Source organism: Enterobacter sp. JH25 (assembly GCF_021725435.1).
Taxonomy (GTDB): domain Bacteria; phylum Pseudomonadota; class Gammaproteobacteria; order Enterobacterales; family Enterobacteriaceae; genus Enterobacter; species Enterobacter intestinihominis.
The window spans coordinates 184,404-197,433 of record NZ_CP091319.1 but is presented as its reverse complement, the minus strand read 5'-3'; the positions used below and the strand labels follow the sequence as shown (position 1 = coordinate 197,433).

The following is a 13,030-nucleotide window of genomic DNA, read 5'->3' as shown; positions in this document are numbered from 1 at the left end:
ATAATTGGCAGGTACTGTATATTCCTCAAGCGCAAAATGTTCATGGCGAAGTGAAGGACTTTCATGATCGAGATAAAACACCTGAAAACGCTACAAGCGTTGCGGAACTGCGGTTCTCTTGCGGCGGCAGCGGCCACGCTGCACCAGACTCAGTCTGCCCTTTCTCACCAGTTCAGCGATCTGGAACAACGCCTCGGCTTTCGTCTTTTTGTGCGTAAGAGCCAGCCTTTGCGCTTTACGCCGCAGGGCGAAATTTTGCTTCAGCTGGCGAACCAGGTGCTGCCGCAGATTGCCAGCGCGTTGCAGTCCTGCAACGAGCCGCAGCAGACCACCCTGCGCATCGCCATTGAGTGTCACAGCTGTATTCAGTGGCTGACCCCCGCGCTTGAGAACTTCCGCCAGAAGTGGCCGCAGGTGGAGATGGACTTCAAGTCCGGCGTCACGTTTGATCCGCAGCCGTCGCTTCAGCAGGGTGAGCTGGATCTGGTGATGACCTCAGATATTCTGCCGCGCAGCGGTCTGCACTATTCGCCAATGTTTGATTTTGAGGTGCGTCTGGTGCTGGCCCCGGACCATCCGCTGGCCGCCAAAACGCGTATCACGCCGGAAGATCTGGCAACGGAGACGCTGCTGATTTACCCGGTACAGCGCAGTCGTCTGGATATCTGGCGCCATTTCCTGCAACCCGCGGGCATCAGCCCACAGCTGAAAAGCGTGGATAACACGCTGCTGTTAATTCAGATGGTGGCGGCCAGAATGGGAATTGCGGCGCTGCCGCACTGGGTGGTCGAGACGGTTGAACGCCAGGGTCTGGTGGTTACCAAAACCCTGGGTGAAGGACTGTGGAGCCGGCTGTACGCCGCCGTGCGCGACGGCGAGCAGCGTCAGCCGATTACGGAAGCGTTTATTCGCTCAGCGCGGAACCACGCGTGCGACCATCTTCCGTTTGTGCGGAGCGCGGAGCGACCCAGCGGCGATGTACCCACAGCGAAGCCAGGATCACCGTTCCCCCAATAAGGAAACTCGGCCAGTGCGGCTGTTCCTGCCAGATGGCGAGGTTCACCAGTAGCCCCGCCGGCACGTGCACGTTGTTCATGATCCCCAGCGTTCCGGCGTCTACCTGCGTCGCGCCGTAGTTCCACATAAAGTAGCCCAGCCCCGAGGCCACCACGCCCAGCCAGACCAGAACGCTCCACTGCACGGGGGTGGTCGGCAGCTTTTGCGGGTTGCCGAGCATAAACCATGCCGCAATCGCGACAATCGCTGCGCCCATATAGAACCACGCAAACGCGTTATGCTGCGGCATCGGGCGGGTCTCCATGAGGCGTTTGTAGCCCACCATCCCGATGGCGAAGCTGATATTGGCGAGCTGGACGAACATCAGCCCGGTCCAGAAGTGATCGCTCACCTTGTCATAGCGAATTATCGCCGCGCCAATGACTGCCAGCGCCGCGCTCAGCAGATATCCCCAGCGCAGGCGGCGCCTGCTGAGCAGGTCGTAAATCAGCGTGATATAGAGCGGCGTGAGCACGGTAAAGAGCAGAAATTCCGATACGGAGAGGTAGACGTAAGCCCGGAAGCTGAACAGGTACATGATGCCGAGCTGCATTGCGCCTACCAGCATGTACAGCAGAATGGTTTTCAGCGATTGCCCGCGGGTACGCAGGAACGGCAGGAACACCAGCGCCGCCAGCCCCACACGCATCAGCACCGAAAAGTAGCTGTCGACCGATCCGGCAAGGTATTCGCCAATCAGGCTAAAGGAGAAGGCCCACAGGATAGTGGTGATAATGAGTAGCGCCACAATGCTTGTCTCTCAGAAAGAAGGAGAGGCATTGTAGCGAACTCTTTAGTTGACATCTGAACAATAAATAATCAAATGAAGATTATTCAAGGAACAGTTTGCGCAAATACTTAGGTACCGCGTTGTCTGCGTTGGTGCCAATCACTTCCAGCTCCGGGTGCAGATCTTTCAGGCGCTGGTGCGCGTTCTGCATGATGCAGCCTTTGCCCGCCATGGAGAGCATCTCGGCATCGTTCATGCCATCGCCGAACGCGATGCAGTCTTTCAGATCAAAGCCCAGACGCTTCGCGACCGCTTCCAGCGCGTGACCTTTGGACACCCCGCCCGCCATCACTTCCAGACAAGTCAGCGTGGAGAAGCTCACGTTCACGCGGTCTCCCCAGCGGGCGTTGATCGCCTGCTCCAGCGGAAGCAGCGCTTCGTGACTTTCGCAGGTAAAGAACACCTTGCTGATCCCTTCAGGATCCAGCAAACCCGGTTCATACAGGGAGTAGTTGAAGACGGCTTCCTTGAAGAAACGCATTTCGTCCGGGCGATGACGGTTCATAAACCACTCGTCGTCGCGGTAAACGTTAGTGACGATATCCGGGTTGTTATGCACAATGCCGAACAAATCAGTGGCGATGTCGCGATCGAGATTGTGGGTAAAAATCAGGTTGCCGTCCGTGTCGTGTACGCGCGCACCGTTGGAGGTGATCATGTACGACTTGATCTCCAGGTTATCGCGGATCTGCCCCACGTCCACGTGGTGGCGGCCGGTGGCGAACACAAAGTTCACGCCACGGGCAGTCAGGAGTTTTAAGGTCTCTTTCGCATAAGGCGACAGTGTGTGGTCGGGGGAAAGCAGCGTGCCATCTAAATCAGATACAACAACCTGGTACATAGGGATTTCAACCTCTGGTGGAAAACAATAATCAGTTATGCCTGTTGAAAAATTCAACAATGGCGTTGAGCGCGACTGAGCGCATAGCGTCCTTTTCAAAAAGGATCTCATGGTACGCACCGTTGATGACCAGCGGTTTACCCCCTTCACAGGGATGGCCCGCCGCGGCGCGAAGTTCACAATAGCGGTCATGCATGCGGTTATCCACCACACGCTCTTCTTCCGCCTGGATCAGGAGCGTCGGCGTGTCATCATCGCCTACGCCCGCCAGCACCTGCTCACCGGCATGAATACCTTCCCGCACCCAGTGCCAGGTGGGGCCGCCGACCCGCAGACGCGGTTCATCGGCATAAAAACGCAGGTTGCGGCGATAACGCTGCCGACTGTGGGTTAACACGTTGATGGCAAACGGCAACGCCCGCCAGCGTCCTGTTCCGATAGCATAGCCTTCACGAATGCGCTGATGGCCCTCAGCCCAGTCGAGAAGATGGCGCACCATCCAGTCAGGAAAACGTATCACAATGCCGTACATCGGCGCGGTCAGCGCAATGGCGTCGCACTGGTGCTTATGGCGCTGCAAAAACAACGTCGAGATCGCGCCCCCCATGGAGTGGGCAAGAATATAACGCTTGCGCCACGGTCCGGGCTGCACTTCCTGCTGCCAGAACGCGGCCAGATCGTCGACGTAATCGCTGAAGTTATCCACGTGGCCGCGATGGGTATCCGGCAGCATCCGGCCGGAAAGCCCCTGCCCGCGATGGTCGATAATTAACACATCAAAGCCCAGATGGAACAGGTCATACGCCAGCTCGGCATATTTGATATAGCTTTCGATGCGCCCGGGGCAAACCACAATCACCCGGTCATTTTTTTCATCATGGAAACGAACGAAGCGTACCGGGATATCCCCGACGCCCATAAACTCATCTTCCTCACGCTGGCGCCAGAAATCGGTCAGCGGCCCCATGGAGAAAGCAGCAAATGCGTTTTCTCGTGTTTCCCAGTCCTTTTTCTGCTGAAACATTGGGTTTCCACCCCCCGTAATTCAGGGAATATCGTTTTTTTCGTCACCGGTCACAAAATGACTCAACAATAGCGTATTGTGGCATAAAAACAGACGATCCGGGAGTTTCAAATGACCTTCGAGTGGTGGTTCGCTTACCTGCTGACATCCATCATCCTCAGCCTTTCACCTGGCTCGGGCGCAATCAACACCATGACCACCTCCATTAATCACGGCTATCGCGGCGCGGCGGCGTCAATTGCCGGTTTACAGACAGGGCTTGGCATTCACATTGTGCTGGTGGGGATTGGTCTGGGCACGCTGTTCTCCCGTTCGGTGCTGGCCTTCGAAGTGCTGAAATGGGCTGGCGCAGCGTATCTTATCTGGCTGGGCATTCAGCAGTGGCGCGCCGCAGGCTCGATTGATCTGCATACGCTCTCCCGGACGCAAACACGCGGCCACCTGTTTAAGCGCGCGGTATTCGTTAACCTGACCAACCCGAAAAGCATTGTGTTCCTCGCCGCCCTGTTCCCGCAGTTTATCGTGCCGCATCAGCCCCAGGTGATGCAGTACGTGGTGCTGGGCGCGACCACCATTATTGTCGATATCATTGTGATGATTGGTTACGCGACGCTGGCGCAGCGAATTGCGGCGTGGATCAAAGGGCCTAAGCAGATGAAGGCCCTGAACAAAGTCTTTGGTTCGCTGTTTATGCTGGTTGGCGCGCTGCTTGCGTCAGCGCGTCATGCTTAGCGAGAAATGATGAGATGAATGCCGAAGCCGGCGAACAGTGCGCCGGCAAAGCCGTCGATCCACTTCGCGATGCGCTGGTAGCCGCGACGCATCGCCGGTAAAGCAAACAGGCTTGCCACAACGGTAAACCAGGCGAACGTCTCAACAACGATTAGCAGGAAGATCCCCCAGCGCGCGCCCGCACCGACGTTATCCCCCACAAACAGCGAGAACACAGAGCCGAAGTAAATAATCGCTTTCGGGTTCGCCAGGTTAGTCAGCAGCCCTTTCACAAAGCTACGGCCGCCCGTTGCCAGCTCAACCTTTGGCTCTTCCGGCTTTTTCTCTTCTTTCTTCAGCGCCCCGCGCAGCATCTGGTAGCCCATCCAGCACAGGTACAGACCGCCGCCAACCATGATGATGTTATGCAGCCACGCCATTTTCGCCAGGATCAGGTTCAGACCAAGCAGCGCAACCGCCGCCCAGACCATAACGCCCATGGTGATACCGAGCACACCCATCATCGCCTCTTTGCGGGAGCGGCTGACGGCCGTTTGTGACACGAAGAAGAAGTCAGGGCCAGGGCTCATCAGCGCAACGATGTGCACTAACGCCACGGTGAGAAATAGCATTAACATAATTAGCTCGCGGGGAAATAATGTAGTGAGTCATCATCCTGGCACTTTTTCGCCCGGCTGACTACTCCTCATCCTCACCATCAGCGTGGGAACGGATAAGCGCCATAAACTCTTTACCAAAGCGCTCCAGTTTGCGCGTGCCGACGCCGTTGACGCTGAGCATCTCGCTGGCGCTGAGTGGCATTTGCTCGGCCATCTCGATCAGCGTCGCGTCATTGAACACCACGTATGGCGGGATGTTCTCTTCATCGGCAATGGCTTTACGCAGCTTGCGCAGCTTGGCGAACAGCTTGCGATCGTAGTTGCCGCCGTAGGATTTCTGCATCACGCGCGGCTTCAGGGCGACGACGCGCGGAACGGCGAGCTTCAGTTCAACCTCACCGCGCAGGACCGGTCGCGCCGCTTCGGTAAGCTGAAGCGCAGAGTGCTGGGCAATATTTTGCGTGGCAAAGCCGAGATGGATCAGCTGGCGGATGATGCTTACCCAGTGCTCGTGGCTCTGGTCTTTCCCGATGCCGTAAACCGGCAGCTTGTCGTGACCCATATCGCGGATACGCTGGTTGTTAGCCCCGCGCAGCACTTCAACGACGTAGCCCATCCCAAAGCGCTGGTTAACGCGTCCGATAGTCGAGAGCGCTTTGCGCGCGTCCATCAGACCGTCGTACTGCTTCGGCGGGTCGAGGCAGATATCGCAGTTGCCGCACGGCGCCTGTCGCCCTTCACCAAAGTAGTTGAGCAGTACCAGACGGCGGCAGGTTTGCGCTTCGGCGAAGGCACCCATCGCGTTAAGCTTGTGGCGTTCGATATCCTGCAACTGCCCCTGCGGTTTCTCCTCGAGACAGCGGCGCAGCCACGCCATATCCGCCGGATCGTAAAACAGCATCGCTTCCGCAGGCAGGCCATCACGCCCGGCGCGGCCGGTTTCCTGATAATAGGATTCGATATTGCGCGGGATATCAAAGTGCACCACAAAGCGCACGTTGGGCTTGTTGATCCCCATCCCGAACGCCACCGTTGCGACCACGATTTGCAGGTCGTCGCGCTGGAATTTTTCCTGTACGTCGGCGCGGATGTGGTTTTCTAACCCGGCATGGTATGCCGCCGCGCTAAAGCCGCGATTTTGCAGACGCGCAGCGGTGTCTTCCACCTTCGCGCGGCTGTTGCAGTAGATGATGCCGGACTTGCCGCGCTGCTCCTGCACGTAGCGCAGGAGCTGATCCAGCGGCTTGAATTTTTCCATCAGCATATAGCGGATGTTCGGCCGGTCGAAGCTGCTGACCTGAATATAGGGGTCTTTCAGCCCCAGCAGGCGAACGATATCCAGACGCGTGGTGTCATCCGCCGTGGCGGTAAGCGCCATAAACGGCAGCTCAGGGAAGCGCTGACGCAGCTGGCCGAGGGCGGCATATTCCGGGCGGAAATCGTGCCCCCACTGGGAGATACAGTGCGCTTCATCCACCGCCAGCAGCACCGGGTTCCAGTGCGCCAGGTGATCGAGGAAGTTGTCCAGCATCAGACGCTCTGGCGCGATATACAGCAGGCGGATCTGCCCGGTGCGGCACCCGGCCATCACCTCTTGCTGCTGCTCGCGGGTTTGCGTCGAGTTAAGACAGGCCGCCGCCACGCCGTTGGCAAGCAGCTGGTCGACCTGGTCTTTCATCAGGGAAATAAGGGGGGAGACCACAACCGTCAGGCCATTAAGTACCAGCGCGGGCACCTGATAGCAGAGCGATTTTCCGCCGCCGGTCGGCATGACCACCAGGCAATCGCGGCCTTCCAGCACGGTTTCAATGATGGTTTCCTGGCCAGGACGGAACTGCTGGTAGCCAAAGGTTTCATGCAAAACCTGTTTAGCCAGCGATTCCTGATTCAATACTTCCGCCTGCGCCACGTTAACCCCATATGCCAGAAATGAAACAGGCGCTATTTTCAGCGCCTGAGAGAGAAACTTCAACGTTTAACGCAAAAACATTCGAGCAGCTTAGAAAATATCGTTCAGCATGACGCCCACACCAACGCGGGTCTGGTTGAAGTTATAGTCAATCAGCGATTCGCCATAACCGCTATACACCTGGGTATAGAGACGAACGTGCTTCGTCACCGGATAGCTCAGGCCCAGCTCTGCGCCGCCGTAGCCGGTATTCCAGTTGTACTGCCCTTTGGCGCTCAGCACCGCGTCACCCAGCTGATAGCCCACTTTAAGCTGATAATAGCCCATGTATTTGGTGATATCCGGGTTGTCATCGGTGCTGCCCACCACGTACCACGGCTTCACTTCCACCATGAAATTGCCGTTCTGCGCCATCAGACGCGTATAGACGCGATTCCAGCTGCGTGAGGTTGGGTCGGAACGACCGTTGGAATCGTGGTTATAGCCCACCTCCACGTCGCGCAGCGTCCAGCCTGCAAACTCATAATCAGTGGCGAAACCGAGGAACAGCTGCGGTTCATAGTTGGTTTCGCGGAACGGTGAAGATTCCCCGCTGTTGGAGAGCTGCCACCATGACTTCTGCGTGTAAGATGCACCAAGCACCGAGTTCGGCCCCAGGATGCCGCGCCATAACGGGAAGGCCAGGCTGAGCTGGAACTTCACCTCATCTTTACGCGCATTGTCAGACCAGTTATAGGAGCTTATCGCCTCTTTGTTGAGATCGCTGGTCTGGGTATAGATCACGTAGTTTGTGTCATAGGGGTAGAGCGTGAACGGATTGTCATGCTCCTGAAGCATATTGGCGATGATGCTGCCCTGAACGGCAGGTTTATCATGCACTTCTTTGATCGTCGCTTCCTGCGCATATGCTGTGAGGGGCAGCGCAACCGCCGCCAGTAACCAACCCAGATACGTCCGCATCGGTGGTGTTCTCCTGAAATTGTGACATTTAATGAATAGTTTTGTCCGGGCATTCTACAGACTTCTGCGATAACTTCCGCTTCCTCGTTTCTTAAAGTGGCATTCCTTTATCCTGAAGCATAAAATCAACATTTTGTTAACAACAAGGATGCCACGTCAGATGTCAGCCACACTCACCGCCGAAGAAACCTTAAAGCTCGTGGGCGAGATTTTTGTGTATCACATGCCATTCAACCGTGCACTGGGTCTTGAGCTGGAGCGATACGAAAAAGACTTCGCTCAGCTGAGTTTCAATAATCAGCCAATGATGGTCGGTAACTGGGCGCAAAGCATTTTGCACGGCGGGGTGATTGCCTCTGCGCTGGACGTGGCGGCCGGTCTGGTGTGCGTGGGCAGCACGCTGACGCGCCATGACACCATCAACGAAGATGAATTACGCCAGCGCCTGTCGCGCATGGGCACCATCGATTTACGCGTCGACTATCTGCGACCGGGACGCGGAAACCGCTTCACCTGCACCAGCAGCCTGCTGCGCGCCGGGAATAAAGTTGCCGTCGCCCGCGTTGAGCTGCATAACGAGGAGCAGGTTTATATCGCCAGCGCAACCGCCACTTATATGGTGGGTTGAGGCGGCAAATTCGGGTAAAATTACTTCACTTTTTTGTAACGGATTTTCCCGATGGATGCTAAACAGACGCGGCAGGGCGTTTTACTCGCCCTTGCCGCTTATTCTATTTGGGGTATCGCGCCGGCGTACTTCAAGCTTATCGCCTATGTCCCGGCGGACGAGATCCTCACTCACCGCGTCATCTGGTCGTTTTTCTTTATGATCGCGCTGATGAGCATCAGCCGTCAGTGGTCAGGCGTCAAAACGCTACTGAAAACCCCGAAGAAGGTCTTCCTGCTTGCCCTCTCTGCGGTGCTGATTGGCGGAAACTGGCTGCTGTTTATCTGGGCGGTGAATAACCATCACATGCTCGAAGCGAGCCTGGGGTACTTCATTAACCCGCTGGTGAACATCGTGCTGGGGATGATTTTCCTCGGCGAACGTTTCCGCCGGATGCAGTGGGTGGCAGTGATTCTGGCCTTCTGCGGCGTGCTGGTACAGCTGTGGACCTTCGGCTCACTGCCGGTTATCGCCCTGGGGCTGGCGTTCAGCTTTGCCTTCTACGGCCTGGTGCGTAAAAAAATCGCCGTGGAAGCGCAGACGGGAATGCTGTTTGAAACCCTGTGGCTGCTGCCTGTCGCCGCGATCTACCTGTTCGGTATTGCCGACAGCGCCACCAGCCACATGGGCAGCAACCCATGGTCGCTGAACCTGATGCTGATGGCGGCAGGCGTGGTCACGACGATTCCCCTGCTGTGCTTCACCGGCGCGGCAACGCGTCTGCGTCTCTCGACGCTTGGCTTCTTCCAGTACATCGGCCCGACGCTGATGTTCCTGCTGGCGGTGGTGTTTTACGGCGAGGTGCCGGGTGCGGATAAGATGGTGACGTTTGCCTTTATCTGGGTGGCGCTGGCGATTTTCGTTGCGGATGCAATTTATACCCAGCGCAGGACTCGCAGAGGAATTTAGGTGCTTTGTAGGGCGGGTAAGCGCACCGCCACCCGCCTGATTTTTACAACCAGTTCTTCCGCTTGAAGTACAGGTACGGCGCCAGCCCGGCGAGGATCATAAAGATAATCGCCCCCGGGTAGCCAAAGCTCCACTTCAGCTCCGGCATAAACTCAAAGTTCATCCCGTAGCTGGATGCCACCAGCGTCGGCGGCAGGAACACCACGGAAACCACCGAGAAGATCTTGATGATGCGGTTCTGCTCGATGTTGATAAAGCCCATTGCCGCCTGCATCAGGAAGTTGACCTTCTGGAACAGGGATTCGTTGTGCGGTAGCAGGGATTCAATATCGCGTAAGATCTCACGCGCCTGCTCCAGCTGACCGCCCGGCAGACGCGCCTTGCGCACCAGGAAGTTCAGCGCGCGCTGGGTATCCATCAGACACAAACGCACCTTCCAGCCGATATCTTCCAGCTCTGCCAGCGTGGACAACGCTTCGTCGTACTCATCGCCCTGATGGCCTTCCATGATCACGCGGCTCAGCTTTTCCAGGTCGCTGTAGATGTTTTCGATTTCATCCGCCAGCTGTTCGATTTTGGTTTCGAACAGATCCAGCAGCAGCTCATAGGCGTTACCGTCCATCATCGCCTGGCTGCGGGCGCGCATGCGGTAGAGACGAAACGCAGGCAGTTCGCGCTCGCGCAGGGTGAACAGGCGGCCATCGCGGATGGTAAACGCCACGGTGGAGTTCCCCGCGTGGTCTTCGGCATCTTCGAAGAAGAAGAAGGAGTGAATGTGCAGGCCGTCTTCGTCTTCAAAAAAACGGGCGGATGCTTCGATGTCTTCCAGTTCCGGGCGTGTCGCCAGGCTTTGCCCCAGTTCAGATTGTACGCGAAGGCGCTCATCGTCGTCCGGCTCGACCAGATCCACCCATACGGCATCAATGAGGGGCTGTGACTCTTCGGCTTCAAGCCGAGTCAGTCGGTTATTTTCGAGTTGAAATGCGCTCAACATGACCGGGACTCCCAATGCAAAAAATATCGGACAGTTCGGTGGGCACACAGAAACAAATTGGGTTTCAGACCATTAAACAGCCTGACTCAGCGCGACGGGAATGATGCAGTCGCTGACAACCACTAAGGCCATCAGCAAGAGGAGATAGCCTTAGGAGTTGTTCCTGGATGACAGGGAATTGAGCCAGTATCTACTGGGTGTGTCCAAGGCGAATGTCCTCTTAGCGTAATCGTGCGCGCATGTTACGCCAGCAATAACTGTGGCGTCAACACGCAACGGAACGCTGAAGGGCATTAATTGACCTTCAACGTATAAGGCTAGCAGATTATTACAAAATAGTGATATTTTTCTGAAAGTTACACACTTTCCAGCTTGGCATAGGCTGCCACCAGCCATTTGATCCCCTGCCCCTGGAACGCTACCTGCAAACGGCTGTGCTCGCCGCTGCCTTCCAGATTGACGATGGTGCCTTCGCCAAACTTCGAGTGGCGCACGCGCTGGCCCAGCTTGTATCCGGTATCGGTTTCCGAGATTGGCGAGCCCATACGCTGATGACTGACCGGACGGCTGATGCTTGCGCGCAGGCGCACCTCTTCCACACACTCTTCCGGCAGTTCGCCGATAAAGCGCGACGGACGGTGATACACCTCTTTCCCGTACAGGCGGCGGGTTTCCGCGTAGGTCAGGGTCAGTTTCTGCATCGCACGGGTCACGCCCACGTAGGCCAGACGACGCTCCTCTTCCAGACGCCCGCCTTCATCCAGCGACATCTGGCTCGGGAACATCCCCTCTTCCATCCCGACGATGAACACCTGCGGGAACTCCAGACCTTTCGCGGAGTGCAGGGTCATCAGCTGAACCGCATCCTGCCAGGTATCGGCCTGCCCTTCACCCGCCTCCAGCGCGGCGTGAGAGAGGAATGCCTGCAACGGCATCAGGTCTTCGTCTTCTTCGTTGTAGCTGAACTGGCGCGTTGCCGTCACCAGCTCCTCTAAGTTCTCAATACGAGTCTGGCCCTTCTCGCCTTTTTCCTGCTCGTACATGGTGCGCAGGCCGGAATCTTTGATTACCCGGTCGGTCTGGACGTGCAGCGGCATGTCGGCCGTTTCCTGCGCCAGCGCGTCGATTAACTCCAGGAAGCGCTGCAATGCGCTGGCGGCGCGCCCGGCGAGTGCTTTTTCCTGTAACAGCTCGCGGCATGCCTGCCATAGCGTGAGCTGACGATCGCGCGAGGCCTGACGCACCACGTCCAGCGTACGATCGCCGATGCCACGCGTCGGCGTGTTCACCACGCGCTCAAACGCCGCATCGTCGTTACGGTTGGCAATCAGACGCAAATACGAGAGCGCATCTTTGATCTCCTGACGTTCGAAGAAGCGCATACCGCCATAAATGCGGTACGGCATGCTCACCTGTAACAGCGCCTCTTCCAGCACGCGCGACTGGGCGTTGCTGCGATAGAGAATGGCACACTGCTCCAGCGCACCGCCGTTCTCCTGCCAGGTTTTAATGCGGTTCACCACGAAGCGGGCTTCGTCGAGCTCGTTGAAGGCGCAGTAAATCGAAATCGGTTCGCCGTCGACGCCATCGGTCCACAGCTTTTTACCCAGGCGCCCGTTGTTGTTCTCAATCAGGGCGTTGGCCGCGCTCAGTATGTTGCTGGTAGAACGGTAGTTCTGCTCCAGACGGATGGTTTGCGCGCCGGGGAAATCGTTGAGAAAGCGCTGGATGTTCTCCACCTGCGCGCCGCGCCAGCCGTAGATAGACTGGTCGTCATCGCCCACGATCATCACCTTGCCGGTATCCCCGGCCAGCAGGCGGATCCACGCGTACTGAATGTTGTTGGTATCCTGGAATTCGTCCACCAGAATGTTGGTGAAGCGTTCACGGTAGTGTTGCAGGATATGTGGTTTGTTCAGCCACAGCTCGTGGGCGCGAAGCAGCAGTTCGGCGAAATCCACCAGACCAGCGCGATCGCACGCTTCCTGATAGGCCTTGTAGACGTTCTGCCAGGTCTGCTCAACCGGGTTACCGAAGCTTTGAATGTGGTGCGGACGCAGCCCTTCGTCTTTCTGACCGTTGATGTACCACATCGCCTGACGCGGCGGCCACTGCTTCTCGTCGAGGTTCATCGCCTTGATCAGACGTTTCAGTAAGCGCAGCTGGTCTTCGCTGTCGAGGATCTGGAAATCCTGCGGCAGGTTAGCGTCCATATGGTGCGCGCGCAGCAGACGATGCGCCAGGCCGTGGAAGGTGCCAACCCACATGCCGCCCTGGCTGGTGCCCATTAGCTGTGCGATACGGTGGCGCATCTCCGCCGCCGCCTTGTTGGTGAACGTCACGGCCATAATCGAGTACGGCGAGCAGTTCTCCACGCTCTGTAGCCAGGCGATACGGTGAACCAGTACGCGCGTCTTACCACTGCCCGCTCCAGCCAGTACCAGCAGGTTTGTACGCGAGGCGGCAACCGCGTCACGCTGTTTGTCATTAAGGCTGTCGAGCAGGTAAGAAACGTCCATTGGCACCGTCACGTCATGTCGGGCGGGCAA

13 protein-coding genes are annotated in these 13,030 nt (G+C 57.2%); 4 read left to right on the top strand and 9 right to left on the bottom strand.

The annotated features are described in order from the left end of the window. Positions 1-63 precede the first annotated feature (63 nt). Positions 64-1,017 (top strand): HTH-type transcriptional regulator MetR, encoded by a 954-nt coding sequence (gene metR, locus L2Y28_RS00975; protein WP_015570000.1) that lies wholly within the window; start codon positions 64-66, stop codon positions 1,015-1,017. Here metR and L2Y28_RS00970 read toward each other — a convergent pair. From L2Y28_RS00970 to pldB, 3 genes are all read right to left on the bottom strand, one after another. Beyond that, positions 905-1,804, bottom strand: a complete 900-nt coding sequence (locus L2Y28_RS00970; protein ID WP_003860795.1) for a carboxylate/amino acid/amine transporter — start codon at positions 1,802-1,804, stop codon at positions 905-907. The genes metR and L2Y28_RS00970 overlap by 113 nt on opposite strands. Before the next feature lie 82 nt (positions 1,805-1,886). Further along, positions 1,887-2,687 carry a sugar/pyridoxal phosphate phosphatase YigL gene (gene yigL / locus L2Y28_RS00965; RefSeq protein ID WP_022646669.1) on the bottom strand — a complete coding sequence of 267 codons (801 nt, stop codon included), beginning with the start codon at positions 2,685-2,687 and terminating at the stop codon, positions 1,887-1,889. A 31-nt stretch (positions 2,688-2,718) separates the two neighbouring features. Then, complete coding sequence (gene pldB / locus L2Y28_RS00960; RefSeq protein WP_022646668.1) at positions 2,719-3,711, bottom strand: lysophospholipase L2; 993 nt, start codon at positions 3,709-3,711, stop codon at positions 2,719-2,721. Positions 3,712-3,822: 111 nt separating this feature from the next. On the opposite strand from pldB, the gene rhtB reads away from it, so the two are divergent. Further along, positions 3,823-4,443 carry a homoserine/homoserine lactone efflux protein gene (gene rhtB, locus L2Y28_RS00955; protein ID WP_006812363.1) on the top strand — a complete coding sequence of 207 codons (621 nt, stop codon included), beginning with the start codon at positions 3,823-3,825 and terminating at the stop codon, positions 4,441-4,443. Here the strand turns inward: rhtB and rhtC are convergent. The 3 genes from rhtC to pldA form a co-directional block, all read right to left on the bottom strand. Next, positions 4,440-5,060 carry a threonine export protein RhtC gene (gene rhtC / locus L2Y28_RS00950; protein ID WP_006179256.1) on the bottom strand — a complete coding sequence of 207 codons (621 nt, stop codon included), beginning with the start codon at positions 5,058-5,060 and terminating at the stop codon, positions 4,440-4,442. The two genes, rhtB and rhtC, sit on opposite strands and share 4 nt — an antisense overlap. A 61-nt stretch (positions 5,061-5,121) precedes the next feature. Next, positions 5,122-6,951 carry an ATP-dependent DNA helicase RecQ gene (gene recQ / locus L2Y28_RS00945; protein WP_032622062.1) on the bottom strand — a complete coding sequence of 610 codons (1,830 nt, stop codon included), beginning with the start codon at positions 6,949-6,951 and terminating at the stop codon, positions 5,122-5,124. Positions 6,952-7,041: 90 nt separating this feature from the next. Continuing rightward, on the bottom strand, positions 7,042-7,911 hold the full coding sequence (gene pldA / locus L2Y28_RS00940; protein ID WP_022646666.1) for a phospholipase A: 870 nt from the start codon (positions 7,909-7,911) through the stop codon (positions 7,042-7,044). A gap of 160 nt (positions 7,912-8,071) precedes the next feature. On the opposite strand from pldA, the gene yigI reads away from it, so the two are divergent. Beyond that, complete coding sequence (gene yigI / locus L2Y28_RS00935; RefSeq protein ID WP_006812366.1) at positions 8,072-8,539, top strand: acyl-CoA thioesterase YigI; 468 nt, start codon at positions 8,072-8,074, stop codon at positions 8,537-8,539. Between the two features lie 51 nt (positions 8,540-8,590). Next, on the top strand, positions 8,591-9,487 hold the full coding sequence (gene rarD / locus L2Y28_RS00930; protein WP_022646665.1) for an EamA family transporter RarD: 897 nt from the start codon (positions 8,591-8,593) through the stop codon (positions 9,485-9,487). 43 nt (positions 9,488-9,530) lie between these two features. Here the strand turns inward: rarD and corA are convergent, their stop codons facing one another. The 3 genes from corA to uvrD all read right to left on the bottom strand — a co-directional run bounded on the left by corA (position 9,531) and on the right by uvrD (position 13,000). Then, complete coding sequence (corA, locus tag L2Y28_RS00925) at positions 9,531-10,481, bottom strand: magnesium/cobalt transporter CorA (protein ID WP_003860807.1); 951 nt, start codon at positions 10,479-10,481, stop codon at positions 9,531-9,533. A 150-nt stretch (positions 10,482-10,631) separates the two neighbouring features. Beyond that, the gene (gene ysgD / locus L2Y28_RS00920; RefSeq protein WP_212743980.1) at positions 10,632-10,688 is read right to left on the bottom strand and encodes a YsgD/CorL family protein; all 57 of its coding nucleotides are present in this window, start codon (positions 10,686-10,688) and stop codon (positions 10,632-10,634) included. Positions 10,689-10,837: 149 nt separating this feature from the next. Next, a complete protein-coding gene (gene uvrD, locus L2Y28_RS00915; protein ID WP_017383586.1) occupies positions 10,838-13,000 on the bottom strand; it encodes a DNA helicase II in 2,163 nt (720 codons plus the stop codon). Positions 13,001-13,030: the final 30 nt, after the last annotated feature.

What these genes read in the sequence shown, in the direction of transcription:
- metR (WP_015570000.1), top strand. Translation starts at nt 64, where the DNA reads ATGATCGAGATAAAACACCTGAAAACGCTACAAGCGTTGCGGAACTGC.
- yigL (WP_022646669.1), bottom strand. Translation starts at nt 2,687, where the DNA reads ATGTACCAGGTTGTTGTATCTGATTTAGATGGCACGCTGCTTTCCCCC.
- pldB (WP_022646668.1), bottom strand. Translation starts at nt 3,711, where the DNA reads ATGTTTCAGCAGAAAAAGGACTGGGAAACACGAGAAAACGCATTTGCT.
- rhtB (WP_006812363.1), top strand. Translation starts at nt 3,823, where the DNA reads ATGACCTTCGAGTGGTGGTTCGCTTACCTGCTGACATCCATCATCCTC.
- rhtC (WP_006179256.1), bottom strand. Translation starts at nt 5,060, where the DNA reads ATGTTAATGCTATTTCTCACCGTGGCGTTAGTGCACATCGTTGCGCTG.
- pldA (WP_022646666.1), bottom strand. Translation starts at nt 7,911, where the DNA reads ATGCGGACGTATCTGGGTTGGTTACTGGCGGCGGTTGCGCTGCCCCTC.
- yigI (WP_006812366.1), top strand. Translation starts at nt 8,072, where the DNA reads ATGTCAGCCACACTCACCGCCGAAGAAACCTTAAAGCTCGTGGGCGAG.
- rarD (WP_022646665.1), top strand. Translation starts at nt 8,591, where the DNA reads ATGGATGCTAAACAGACGCGGCAGGGCGTTTTACTCGCCCTTGCCGCT.
- corA (WP_003860807.1), bottom strand. Translation starts at nt 10,481, where the DNA reads ATGTTGAGCGCATTTCAACTCGAAAATAACCGACTGACTCGGCTTGAA.
- uvrD (WP_017383586.1), bottom strand. Translation starts at nt 13,000, where the DNA reads ATGGACGTTTCTTACCTGCTCGACAGCCTTAATGACAAACAGCGTGAC.